This window comes from Micromonospora sp. NPDC053740, assembly GCF_040677775.1.
Lineage (GTDB): Bacteria > Actinomycetota > Actinomycetes > Mycobacteriales > Micromonosporaceae > Micromonospora > Micromonospora alfalfae.
In genome coordinates, this window is record NZ_JBFASO010000009.1 from 293,136 (window position 1) to 305,896 (window position 12,761).

Genomic DNA, 12,761 nt, shown 5'->3' on the forward strand with positions numbered 1-12,761 from the left:
ACAGTGAGCACACGCTAACGGTGCCCCCCGACAGAATCGGCGTCCGGCCAGCGCAGCGCGTCGTCACGGAGCACCGCGTGCGCGCCGACGCTCTGGTTGACGATCTGCGTCACCCGCACGTCGACGGCGATGCTGGCCAACGCCACCGCGTCCGAGCGGCTGAGGCCGTGCAGCCGCTGCATCAGTGTCAGCATCGAGTCCAGCGCGGTGAACGTGGCGTCGTCGAGCGAGGCGCCGACGCCCAGGGTCAACCATGCGTCGGGGGTACGGGCCACCGGGCCGGTGACCGGAAAGTCGTCGCGCACGTCGAAGGTCAACGTCACCTCGTCCATCGGACACTCGATCGCGGTGCCGCCGACCTCGCCGTCACCCTGCGCGGCGTGCCCGTCCCCGACCGAGAACAGCGCGTCGTCCACGGGGATCGGCAGCAGGAGGGTGCTGCCGGCGGTGAGGTCCCGACAGTCCAGGTTGCCGCCCCAGGGGCGCGGTGGGGTCGTCGAGTGAAGCCCCGGCTCCGCGGGTGGCATGCCGAGCACTCCCATGAAGGGCCGCAGCGCGATCGTGTGGCCGTGCTGGTTGCGGCCGGTCATCGTCACCGGGTCCAGCGCCCAGGCGTGCACCACCTGTTGGTCCTGTACGCCGTAGTGTTTGTTGAACCCACTCGGCCAGCCGCCGGCCACCGTGGTTCCCCAACTGGCCGGGACGACCTCGTCGATGCGTACCGCGAGGGTCTGGCCGGCGCGCGCACCGCGGACCGCGACCGGACCGATCAACGCGTGTCCGTGGTCGGGCCGGTGCTGTGCGACCCGGGGCCGGTCCCGGTTCGGCCCGCCCGGGTACGGGCCGGCGGACCACCAGCAGTCCAGGGTGCGATAGGTGACGGTGTCGCCGGGGTCGATGGTGAGCACCGGCGGGAAGTCGGGGGAGAAGTGGCCGTGCAGGCTGTCGTCCCCGGGCGTGAGGGTGTGTCGCATCAGTGCAGGCTAGTGGCTGCTGGTCCGCGCGCCGGGTCGCCAGGGTGCGCGGTGGGTGCCGGGCGCACCCACCGCGCACGACTCAACCTGGGCGATGTCAACCCGAGGTGCAGGAGCGAATCTGTGGGCGGGCGCTGCTGTTTCCGTTGGTCATCGTGGTGAAGCCGAAGGTGTTGCCGCTGCCGTTGGACCGCATGGTCATGACGGTGCCGCTGCTGTCCCAGGTGGCGGTGCCGTTCCAGATGGTGCTGACCCGTTGCGGCGAGGTGATGGCCACGACCACCGTCCATGTGCTGGCGCCGCTGACCGTCACCGACGTGTTGTACCGGTCGCCCCAGACGTTGGGGGTCGTGGCGGTCGCGGTGCAGGTGCCGCCGGCGGGCGGCGGGGTGGTGGTGGGCGGCGGGGTGGTGCCGTCGGGCGCGACAGCGCGGCCGGTGGACGGCGAGATCATGCCGGGGCACAGGTTGCGGCTGGTCAAGTTGGCCATGATCTGGGGGATGGCGTCGCGGGTGTTCTGGATCCCGTCGTGCATCAGGATGACCTGACCGGCTTGGAGTCGGCTCGCGTTGGCCACGATCTGGCTGACGCTGGCGCCGTTCCAGTCCTGGGAGTCCACGTCCCAGATCACCTGGCGCATGCCCAGTGACGACGCGACGGACTGCAACGTGGAGTTGGTCTCGCCGTACGGCGGCCGGAACAGCACCGGCCGGCTGCCGGTGGCCGACTGGATCGCCGAGCTGGTCTGGGAGAGGTCCGACTGCATCTGAGCCTGACTCATCGAGGTCATGTGGGCGTGGTTCCAGCTGTGGTTGCCGACCCACATGCCGGCGGCCACCTGTGCCTGCGCCGCCGACCGGTTGTTCTGGACGTTCTGCCCGACGTTGAACATGGTGGCCCGTACGCCGTTGGCGCGCAGCACGTTCAGCAGTGTGCTGGTGCTGCCGGTCGGACCGTCGTCGAAGGTGAGCCCGACGTAGCCGTTGCAGGTGGCGGCGCTCGACGGGGTGGAGGTGGCGGCGAGGACGACGCCGCACATGGCGACGGCGGTGGCGAGGACGGCGAGCGCCGCGCGCAACCGCCTGGACCACAGGGCCGTGCGGGGGAAGAGCCTGCTCATCTGGTGCCCCTTCGCGCAGGCCCGGACGTGCCCCTGCGTGCGGGCAGCGCAGTCCGGACAGGTGTGGACAAGTGGGTAGGTGGAGCGGAAACCGCAACGAAGCCGATCGCATTGACCCCAATGGATCGAAGTATTACAGCGAGAATTCCAACGCGTCAACAAGTTCCGGAAAATCCCCGGAACAACGCGGCGGGCTGTTCGAGTGCTGGCCAGGCGCGGCCCGGCTGAATCGAAGATTGGTCGAACGAATGGGTTGGTCTGCACGCGACGTGATCCGGAAAGCGGCCGGAAATATCGACAGTGGGCCGCCGGCTCCGCCCGTCGCGCCGGCCACGGTCCGTCGCCCTGGCCGCAGGGAATAGTAAAGGTTGTGAACAGAAGATGTTACAGTCACTCCTGTCGATATCCATCAGGGTTTCGGCCAGAGAGGTCCCAGAAAGGAGTGATCACATGACGAGACTGCGCGCGCTGGTCGCGCTGGCGACACTGATCGTCGCCGGCGGGCTGGTGGCGGTCATCCCGGCCACTGCCGCGTCGGCGGCGGCCTGCTCGGCATCGTGGCAGGCCTCGGCCGTCTACTGGGGAGACGCCCAGGTCTCCCACAACGGCCGCAACTACCGGGCGAAGTGGTGGACCCAGAACGAGGCGCCGCCGGGCACGACCGGTGTCTGGGAAGACCTCGGCGCGTGCGGCGGGGGCACCACGCCGCCCACCGGAGGGACCTGCTCCTACCCGAACTGGACCGCCGGGACCTGGTACGCCGCCGGGGCGATCGTGCGCTACACCAACGGTTCGTACTACATCGCCGAGCACGACAATCCGGGGTACGACCCCGTCGTCAGCACCTGGTACTGGGAGCCCTACACCTGTGGGGGTCAGCCACCGACGACTCCGCCGCCCACCAACCCCGGCGGCTTCGTGGTCACCGAGGCCCAGTTCAACCAGATGTTCCCGGGTCGCAACTCGTTCTACACGTACTCCGGGCTCGTCGCCGCGCTCAGCGCCTACCCGGCGTTCGCGCGCACCGGCAGTGCCACTGTCCAGCGCCAGGAGGCCGCGGCCTTCCTGGCCAACGTCTACCACGAGACCGGCGGGCTCGTGCACATCGTCGAACAGAACACCGCGAACTACCCGCACTACTGCGACCCCGGCCAGTCGTACGGCTGCCCCGCCGGGCAGGCCGCCTACTACGGGCGGGGGCCGATCCAGCTCAGTTGGAACTTCAACTACAACGCCGCTGGCAACGCCCTCAACCTGCCGCTGTTGACCAACCCGTGGCTGGTGCAGACCGACGCGGCGGTGGCCTGGAAGACCGGTATCTGGTACTGGATGACCCAGAACGGGCCGGGCACCATGACCGCCCACAATGCGATGGTCAACGGCGCCGGGTTCGGTCAGACGATCCGCAGCATCAACGGCTCGATCGAGTGCAACGGCGGAAACCCCGCCCAGGTGCAGAGTCGCGTCACCAGGTACCAGCAGTTCGTCGGCATCCTCGGGGTGTCCGCCGGAGCCAACCTCTACTGCTGATCTGTGGCCGGGCCTCGGCGTACGTCGTCGGACGGCGTCGAGGCCCGGCGCATCGGCCGCCGGGGCCCGCTGCGGGCGGCGGCCGTTTCTGCGCGATCAACCCGTTGACACGGCAGTGCCGCGCCCGGAACTATCAGCGGCAGTCCACAGGCCCGGCTCCCGTTGCTCATGAAGTCTCATGACAACGATGTCAGGGCTCGACCCACCACCTGCTCCACACTGCCCAGACGTTCGACGTACTCGACCCGGTTCGAGTCGAAAGGCTCCGTCCCTCATGTCGCACACCCCCCTTGCGCGTTCCCTCTCACCCCGCCTGATCGCGGCGACGACAGCCGCCCTGCTACCGCTGGGCCTGCTCGTCGCCGCGCCCCTGGCGAACGCCGCCCCCACCTCCGCCCCGCCAGGCAACTTCACCTCCTCGTTCGAGTCCGCCGACCCGCAGCCCGCCACCAGCACAGTGGAGGTCGGCCCGAACGGAAAGCCGCTCCAGGCCAACCTGAGCGGCACCGTCGCCACCCTGCCCGGCGGCCTGCTCGGCCAGGTCAGCGCCGTGACCGCGAGCGACGAGAACCAGCCGCGGGAGATCGCCGCGAACCTCAGTGACGACGATCCGTCGACCAAGTGGCTCGCGTTCGCGTCCAGCGGCTGGGTGACCTACCAGCTCGCCAAGCCGGCGACTGTGGTGCGCTACTCGCTGACCGCGGCCGACGACGCGCCGACCCGCGACCCCAGGGACTTCGTCGTCCAGGGGTCGAACGACGGCAGCACCTGGACCGACCTGGACAAGCGTGCCGGCGAGAAGTTCAGCGGGCGCTTCGCCACCAGGACGTACAGCTTCACCAACCCGAACGCCTACGGCTTCTACCGGCTCAACGTCACCGCGAACTCCGGTGACTCGCTCCTGCAGCTCGCCGACTGGAACATCAGCGACGGCTCGGGCGTCCGCCCGCCGGCCACCCCCATGGTCAGCGAGGCGACCTCCGGCCCGAACGGCGGCTACACCACGAAGCCGGACGTCGGCTTCACCGGACTGGCCGCGCTGCGCTATGCCGGCGGCGCCGAGAACAACGGCCGGTCGTACGCGACGAACAAGCTCTTCGACGTCAGCATCCCGGTCGGGCCGAAGACCCGACTGTCGTACAAGATCTTCCCCGAGTTCACCGGCGGGGACGGCCGGTACCCGTCCACCTACACCGCCGTCGACCTGCACTTCACCGACGGCAGTTACCTGAGTAATCGCTCGGCCACCGACCAGCACGGCTACCCGCTCACGGGCGCCGGTCAGGGTGCGGCGAAGGTGCTCTTCGCCGACCAGTGGAACCTGGTGCAGGCCGACCTTGGCGCCGTCGCGCGTGGCAAGACCATCGACCGCATCCTGCTCGCCTACGACAATCCGCAGGCCACCGGGGAGACCCGGTTCCAGGGTTGGCTCGACGACATCGAGCTGACTGCCGCGCCGACGTCGATCGACGGCTCGAAGCTGACCAACTACGTCGACACCCGACGGGGCACCAACTCGACGGGCGGCTTCTCGCGCGGCAACAACCTGCCGATCACCGCCGTGCCGAACGGGTTCAACTTCTTCACCCCGGTGACCGACGCGACCTCCGACTCGTGGGAGTACGAGTACCACCGGATCAACAACGAGGCCAACCTGCCCATGCTCCAGGGCCTCGCGATCTCCCACGAGCCCAGCCCCTGGATGGGTGACCGCAACCAGATGTCGGTCATGCCGGTCGTCGGTGGCGGGCCGCTCACCGGTCAGCCCGCCGGCCGTGCGCTCGCCTTCAGTCACGACGACGAGACGGCGCAGCCGGACCTCTACCGGGTCACGCTCCAGAACGGTCTGATCGCGGAGATGTCGCCCACCGACCACGCCGGGATCATGCGGTTCACCTTCCCCGCCGGGCAGCCGACCGGAAGCCTCGTCTTCCACAACGGCACGTTCACCATCGGCACTGACGGCACGTTCACCGGTTGGGTCGACAACGGCAGCGGCCTGTCCGCCGGCCGTAGCCGGATGTTCGTCTCCGGTGCCTTCGACCGGGCGCCGACGGCGTCCGCCGCGACGTCGGCCACCTTCGACATCTCCGGGTCGCGGGAGGTGACGATGCGTCTCGCCACGTCGTTCCTCTCCGTCGACCAGGCGCGCCGCAACCTCGATCTGGAGGTCACCGGCAAGAGCTTCGACCAGATCCACGCCGCCGCGACGGCCGCGTGGAAGGACCGGCTCGGCCGGGTCGAGCTGCGGGGCGCCTCCGAGTCGCAGCTTGTCACCATGTACTCGAACCTGTACCGGCTGAACCTCTACCCGAACTCGCAGTCGGAGAACACCGGCACCGCCGCCGCGCCGCGCTGGCAGTACGCGAGCCCGGTCTCGGCGCCGACCGGCGCGTCGACCCCCACCCGGACCGGCGCGAAGATCGTCGACGGGCAGATCTACGTCAACAACGGCTTCTGGGACACCTACCGCACCGTGTGGCCCGCCTACGCGCTGCTGTACCCGGACGTCGCCGCCAAGATCTCCGACGGGTTCGTCCAGCACTACCGCGACGGTGGCTGGATCGCCCGCTGGTCGTCCCCCGGCTACGCCGACCTGATGACCGGCACCAGCGCGAACGTGGCGCTGGCCCAGGCGTACCTCAGCGGGGTCAAGCTGCCCGACCCGCTCGCGGCCTACGACGCGGCCGTCAAGGACGCGACAGTCGCGTCCGGGCGCAGCGCGGTCGGACGCAAGGGCATCGAGAGCTCCCTGTTCCTCGGCTACACGCCGACGTCCACCGGTGAGTCGGTGTCCTGGGCGTTGGAGGGTTACATCAACGACTTCGGCATCGGCAACATGGGTGCGGCGCTCGCCAAGGACCCGGCCACGCCGAAGTCGGAGCGCGCCCGGCTCACCGAGGAGTCGCGGTACTTCCTGGAGCGGGCCCGCAACTACGTCCACCTCTTCGACCCGAAGACGAAGCTCTTCCAGGGCCGCGACGCCGCCGGCAACTTCCTCGCCGGTGACCCGCTGGACTGGGGTGGCGTCTACACCGAGACCAACGGGTGGAACTTCGCGTTCACCGCCCAGCAGGACGGCCAGGGCCTGATCAACCTGTACGGCGGGCAGAAGGCGCTGCGGGACAAGCTCGACGCGTTCTTCACCACCCCGGAGAACGCCGATCGCCCCGGTGGGTACGGCGGCGTCATCCACGAGATGCTCGAAGCGCGCACGGTCCGGATGGGTCAGCTCGGCATGAGCAACCAGCCGTCGCACCACATCCCGTACATGTACAACGTCGCCGGCGCGCCCGCCAGGACCCAGGAGACGGTACGGGAGATCCTGCGGCGTCTCTACGTCGGCAGCGAGATCGGCCAGGGCTACCTGGGTGACGAGGACAACGGCGAGATGTCGTCGTGGTACATCCTCAGCTCGCTGGGCATCTACCCGTTGCAGGCCGGGTCGTCCGAGTGGGCGATCGGCTCGCCGCAGTTCACCAGGATGACAGTGCACCGCAGCAGCGGCGACATCGTCGTCAACGCGCCGAACAACAGCGCGGCGAACGTCTACGTGCAGGGCGTGACGGTGAACGGCAAGAAGCAGCGCGGCCTGTCAGTGGATGTCGCGAAGCTCGCCAAGGGCGGCACCATCGACTTCCAGATGGGTCCCAAGCCGTCGTCGTGGGGCAGCGGCCGGAACGACGCGCCGCCGTCGCTGACCACTGGTGACGAGGCGCCGAAGCCGTTGCAGGACGTCACCGGTCCCGGTCTCGGCACCGCGAGCGCGACCGGCGGTCAGGACGCGTCGAAGCTGTTCGACGACTCGTCGACCACGCAGTTGACCTTCACCTCGACGACCCCGCAGATCACCTGGGCCTTCCGTGGTGGCAAGCAGAAGCCGAAGTACTACACGGTCACGTCCGGGTCCGGTCCCGGCGATCCGGCGGACTGGCGCCTCCAGGGCTCCAACGACGGGCTGACCTGGACCACAGTGGACTCCCGCACCGGCCAGGTGTTCCCGTGGCGCAACCAGACCCGCCCGTACTCGATCGACAAGCCGGGACGGTTCGCCCAGTACCGCCTCGCCGTCACGAAGACCGTCGGCGCCGCGCAGACCAACCTCGCCGAGGTCGAGTTGCTCGCCGGAGGTGACCTCGACCTCGGCGGCGGCGACATCACCGTCACCGCTGCAGACGGCGTACACGCGATGACCGGCGTACCCGTCTCGGTGCCGTTGGCCACCGTCACCGGCGGGGACGCCAACGGCTACCAGGCCACCATCGACTGGGGTGACGGCACGCCGGTCACCGCGGGCACCGTGACGTTGAGCTCGCGGGCCGTCTATCGCATCGGCGGGTCGCACACCTACACCACTCCCGGCTACCACCAGGCGAACGTCACGGTGACCGACGGCGAAAGCCAGAGCTCCGCGACGGTCGGCGTCGAGGTGGCGTACGCCCCGGCCTCCGGTCTCACCGCCGCGTTCGACAGCGTCTGCGTCGGCGACGAGGGGGCCCTGGCGGCCGACTGCGACGCCAAGTCGTGGGCGTACTCGCGGGACGCCCTGGCGGCCGGCGGTGTCACCCAGGGCCAGTCGCAGCAGGTTCCCGGGACCGGGCTGCGGTTCACAGTGCCGGTGATCCCGGCCGGGCAGCCGGACAACGCCACCGGCAACGGGGCGACAGTGGTTCTCGACCTTCCGGCGGACGCGAAGAGCATCTCGTTCATCGGCGCCGGAACGCAGGGCAACCAGAGCACCACCGGCACTGCGACGTTCAGCGACGGCAGCACGGCCAGCATCCCGATCCAGATGAGCGACTGGACCCTGGGCGGCAACGCCAACGGCACCCCGTCCTACGGCAACATCATCGTCGCCCGGACGGCGTACCGGTTGCAGGGCACCAGCCGCGACGGCGCCCAGCCGTTCCTCTTCGCCACCGCCCCGTACCAGATCCCGGCGGGTAAGACGCTGGTGTCGGTGACCCTGCCGACGCAGACCGGTGACCCTCGCTCGGCGGGCCGCATCCACGTGTTCGCCGTGGCCAACGACGGCACGCCCGCCCCGGCGCTGGCGACAACCGCCCCGAAGAACCAGACGGCCACCGCCGGGCAGGCCCTCGCGGCGAACCTCGGCGCGGTGACCGGCGGTGTTCCCGGTACGACGGGCTACCGCGCCCGCGTCCAGTGGGGTGACGGCACGGTTCCGGACGACGTGACGATCGGCGAGTCCGGCGCGATGAGCGGTAAGCACACCTACCCACGGGAGGGCACCTACACGGTGCGCGTCACCGCGTGGGACACGCTGTCGAGCAGCACCGGGTCCTTCACGGTGACTGTGGCTCGGGGCGGATCGCAGCCGGCGATCGCGCTGTCCGCGTCCGGTGCCGTCACCACCGGTGACGCGATCACCGTCAACGGCAGCGGCTTCGCGGCCGGCGAGCAGGTGACAGTCAGCGTCGGCACCGACCCGGGCCGGACCATGAAGGTCGCCGCCTCGGCGACGGGAACGGTCCGCGCCTCGGTGCCGACCTCCGGTGACGCGCAACCCGGCCGGTACGCCGTCACCGCGACGGGCGCGTCCTCGCGTACCCCGGCCACGGCCACCGTCCAGGTGACCGGAGAGCCGGAGGCGCGGACCTACCGGCCGCGGGTGGCGCTGTTGACCACCTCGGGCCCGCGTGGCACGTCGATCATGGTCGACGGTTCCGGGTTCGCGCCGAACGAGGTGGTCACGATCGCCTTCGGGACCGGACTGGCGGTCAGCACCGCGCGCGCGAACGGTGACGGCGTCATCTCCGGCGCGACGGTCAGCGTCCCGGGGGCGGCGAAGGCGGGCGCGACCAGCGTCACGCTGAACGGCGCCACGTCGGCGACGAAGGTGTCCCGACCGTTCACCGTCACCGGCTAGCACCGAGCCGGGGACAACGCAGCAGCGTGGGGCGGGCCGTGATCACGGCCCGCCCCACGCGCGTGTCGCGCAACCCACTGTTAGCGTCGTCTGCCATGGCCGATCACGCGCTGCTCGCCTCGGGGCGCGACGCCGACGTCTACGCGCTCGACGGGTCGCGGGTGCTGCGCCGCTACCGCCAGGGCGGGGACAGTACGCCCGAGGCGGCGTTGATGGCGTACGTCGCGGCGGCCGGCTACCCGGTGCCCGTGGTGTACGACGCCCAGGGGCCGGACCTGGTGCTCGAACGACTCGACGGCGAAACTCTCCTGGCGTCGATGCTCGCCGGGCGCACCGGCATCGGCGCGGCCGCCGACCTCCTTGTGGGCCTGCACGACCGCCTCCACACGGTGCCGGCCCGGTTCAGCGCCGACCCCACGGTCCGCGTCCTGCACCTCGACCTGCATCCACAGAACGTCATGGTGACCTCGCGCGGGCCGGTGGTCATCGATTGGCGTAACGCGACCGAGGGGCCGGCCGACCTGGACGTGGCCATGACCGCTCTCATCCTCGCCGAGGTGGCGGTCAGCCCGGACCCGCAGCTCGCCGATCTTGCCCGGAACGGCCTCGATGCCTTTCAGCGGCGTGCCGAGCCGCCCCGGACCAGCCAACTACGGCATGCCGTGGGTCTGCGCCGGGTCGATCCGGCGCTGTCCGCCGTCGAGAAGTCCGCATTGGGGCGCGCCGCCGCCCTGGTCCACACCCGTGGCGGCTGACCGGCCGCGGTGGCGCTGACAGCCCCGAGCGGCGTGCTTCGGGTTTCGGGGTCGGCCCGCGGCCGGGCTCAAGAAGGCGGCAGCAGCGCGTCGACCAGGTCGCGCAGCGGCCCGACCAGGTCCTGTTCGGTGGCGGAACTCAGCGGTTCCAGCCGGATGGACGATCGCAGCACCGCGACTCCGATACCGGCGGCGAGGGCCATCTGGGCGCGGAGCAGGAGCTGTTCGCTGCCCGGTTCGCCGGGACGCCATCCGCGAGCCGCCGCCAGTTGTTCGCTGGAACGGACCAGCACGGCGCGTCGGATCTCGTCGGCGCCCGCGTCCCCGGATGATCGCAACAGCAGTGACAGCTGGCTCGACAGGCCGGCCGCGCCGAGGTCGGCGATGTGCCGGGCGATGGCCTCGGGCACCCGGTCGGCAGGCGTCTGACCTGTCGTTCGGCGCAGTTCGTCGCCCGCGGCGCGCAGGCACGCCTCGAACAGGCCCTCCTTCGAGGTGAAGTAGCGGCTGATGAGCGCCACGTTGACGCCCGCGTCGTCGGCGATGTCCCGGACGGTGGTGGCCGCGTAGCCGTCCCTGGCGAAGCGCTGGCGGGCGGCGTCGAGCAGCAGTTGCCGCGTCTCGGCCGCGTCCCGACGGCGACGCTGGGCCGGTTCGCCGTCGGTGCTACCGGTCGCGGGGACAGGCGGTTCGGCTGTCACGACGCGTCCTTCCTTCGCTCTGGCACGGTGGCGGTGGGTGTCGGCGCTCGGGCCGGCGGCCGGGCCGTTTGCGGGGCGACAGTGGTGCCCCAGGCCGCAAGTAAACATATGTTGACTTGCCGGAGGATGCAAACTCCGGCCCGGCCGGGGGTGACGTAAACGACTGTTGACATGTTCTTCGGGCTGCGCATACTGGCTAAGTCAGCAAACGTTTACATCTAGTTCGGGGAATTCATGACCCACACCATCGAGGAGCCGACAGACCTCGGCTCCGCGTCCGGCGCCGCCCCGCGCGCCAACACCACCCTCCTGGTGCTGTACCTGTCGCTGGGCGGCCTGGCGTTCGCGGTGCTCCAGTCGCTGGTGGCGCCCGCGCTGTCGACCATCGGAAGGGACCTGGGCGTCTCGACCGGAGACATCAGTTGGGTGCTCACGGCGTACCTGTTGGCAGCCTCGGTGTTGACGCCCATTCTCGGACGTCTCGGTGACATGGTCGGCAAGCGTCGGGTCCTCATCGGCGTCCTCGCGGCCCTCGCCGCTGGCACACTGCTCGCCGCCCTGGCCCCGAATTTGACCGTGCTGATCGTCGCGCGGGCGCTACAGGGAGCCGCCGGAGCGATCCTGCCGCTGTCGATCGGCATCGTCCGCGACCAACTGCCGCGGGAGAAGGTCGGCGTCACAGTTGGCCTACTGTCGGCGATCTTCGGGGTCGGCGCTGGCGTCGGGATCGTGGCCGCGGGCCCGATCGTGGAGCACCTGTCGTGGCACTGGCTGTTCTGGCTGCCGCTGGTCCTCGTCGTCGTCGCGCTGCTCGGGACCATCTTCGGGATGCCCGAGTCGCGGGTCCGCACGCCCGGGCGGCTCGACATGCTCGGCGCGGCCATCCTGTCGGTATCGCTGGTCTCGTTGCTGCTGGCCGTGAGCAAGGGGCAGGGCTGGGGCTGGACCGAGCCGAAGACCATCGGTCTGTTCCTGCTCGGCGCGGTCGCGATGGTGGTGTTCGTCCGGGTCGAGCTACGGGTACGCGAGCCGCTCATCGACATGCGGCTGATGCGAATTCGCGGTGTCTGGGCCACCGACCTCGTCGCCCTGATCCTCGGTTTCGCGATGTTCGGGACATTCGTACTGGTACCGACCCTCCTGCAACTGCCCGCCGTCACCGGGTACGGGTTCGGCAAGACGGTGTCCCAGGCGGGCCTGTTCCTGCTGCCCACCGTCCTGATGATGGTGGTCTTCGGTCCCCTCGCGGGCCTGCTGGACCGTCGCTTCGGTCCCAAGGTTCCGATGTTCCTCGGCACTGTCGCTGTCGTCGTCGCGTTCGCGCTGCCGGCGTTCGCGCACGGCGCGACCTGGCAGGTGCTGCTCTCCGGGGTGCTCACCGGCGCCGGCATCGGCCTGGCGTTCGCGGCGATGTCCAACGCCATCATCGAGAGCGTCCCGGCCGGGCAGACCGGAGAGGCGAGCGGCGTCAACACCATCGCCCGCACCATCGGCAGCAGCATCGGCGCGGCGGTCGTGGCGGCGGTCATCACGTCGAACAGCACCCCCACGGGGCTGCCCACCGACGCGGCGTTCACCGCCGGGTTCTGGGTGTGCGCGGGCGTGGCGGTCCTGGCCGTCTTCGCGGCACTCGCCCTGCCCTCGGCGCGTCGCCGTCACGAACAGGCGGTCGCCGCCGGCGTTGACGACCTTCCGCCCGAGCCGGTCGAGCTGCACCTGCCCCACCGGCACCACTGAGCAGGCGGCTGACAGTCGCCGAGCGAGCGCAGGCCGTGTCCACTCTGGTGGGTG

General features: G+C 70.1%; 7 protein-coding genes. 4 read left to right on the forward strand and 3 right to left on the reverse strand.

Features of this window, described 5'->3' with window-relative positions:
- Positions 1–14 precede the first annotated feature (14 nt).
- Together AB0K35_RS24050 and AB0K35_RS24055 are read right to left on the reverse strand one after the other, a co-directional pair.
- Positions 15–974, reverse strand: coding sequence for an acetamidase/formamidase family protein (locus AB0K35_RS24050; protein WP_363887720.1), 960 nt, complete (start codon positions 972–974; stop codon positions 15–17).
- 97 nt (positions 975–1,071) lie between these two features.
- A complete protein-coding gene (locus AB0K35_RS24055; protein ID WP_363887723.1) occupies positions 1,072–2,094 on the reverse strand; it encodes a polysaccharide deacetylase family protein in 1,023 nt (340 codons plus the stop codon).
- Between the two features lie 450 nt (positions 2,095–2,544).
- Here AB0K35_RS24055 and AB0K35_RS24060 point away from each other — a divergent pair, with 450 nt between their 5' ends.
- From AB0K35_RS24060 to AB0K35_RS24070, 3 genes are all read left to right on the forward strand, one after another.
- Entirely contained in the window at positions 2,545–3,624 is a 1,080-nt protein-coding gene (locus AB0K35_RS24060) for a glycoside hydrolase family 19 protein (RefSeq protein ID WP_238668442.1), read from the forward strand.
- 274 nt (positions 3,625–3,898) lie between these two features.
- Positions 3,899–9,514 carry a GH92 family glycosyl hydrolase gene (locus AB0K35_RS24065; RefSeq protein WP_363887726.1) on the forward strand — a complete coding sequence of 1,872 codons (5,616 nt, stop codon included), beginning with the start codon at positions 3,899–3,901 and terminating at the stop codon, positions 9,512–9,514.
- Between the two features lie 95 nt (positions 9,515–9,609).
- On the forward strand, positions 9,610–10,269 hold the full coding sequence (locus AB0K35_RS24070; protein ID WP_238668440.1) for a phosphotransferase: 660 nt from the start codon (positions 9,610–9,612) through the stop codon (positions 10,267–10,269).
- 68 nt (positions 10,270–10,337) lie between these two features.
- Here AB0K35_RS24070 and AB0K35_RS24075 read toward each other — a convergent pair whose 3' ends face one another.
- Positions 10,338–10,970: a TetR/AcrR family transcriptional regulator gene (locus tag AB0K35_RS24075; protein ID WP_238668439.1), complete on the reverse strand. Its 633-nt coding sequence runs from the start codon at positions 10,968–10,970 to the stop codon at positions 10,338–10,340.
- 234 nt (positions 10,971–11,204) lie between these two features.
- On the opposite strand from AB0K35_RS24075, the gene AB0K35_RS24080 reads away from it, so the two are divergent.
- Positions 11,205–12,707, forward strand: a complete 1,503-nt coding sequence (locus AB0K35_RS24080; RefSeq protein WP_363887729.1) for an MFS transporter — start codon at positions 11,205–11,207, stop codon at positions 12,705–12,707.
- The last annotated feature ends 54 nt before the right edge of the window (positions 12,708–12,761 follow it).

Bases quoted from the DNA above. Each gene is read 5' to 3' on its own strand.
- AB0K35_RS24080 (WP_363887729.1), top strand. From the start codon at position 11,205: ATGACCCACACCATCGAGGAGCCGACAGACCTCGGCTCCGCGTCCGGC.
- AB0K35_RS24060 (WP_238668442.1), top strand. From the start codon at position 2,545: ATGACGAGACTGCGCGCGCTGGTCGCGCTGGCGACACTGATCGTCGCC.
- AB0K35_RS24050 (WP_363887720.1), bottom strand. From the start codon at position 974: ATGCGACACACCCTCACGCCCGGGGACGACAGCCTGCACGGCCACTTC.
- AB0K35_RS24055 (WP_363887723.1), bottom strand. From the start codon at position 2,094: ATGAGCAGGCTCTTCCCCCGCACGGCCCTGTGGTCCAGGCGGTTGCGC.
- AB0K35_RS24065 (WP_363887726.1), top strand. From the start codon at position 3,899: ATGTCGCACACCCCCCTTGCGCGTTCCCTCTCACCCCGCCTGATCGCG.
- AB0K35_RS24070 (WP_238668440.1), top strand. From the start codon at position 9,610: ATGGCCGATCACGCGCTGCTCGCCTCGGGGCGCGACGCCGACGTCTAC.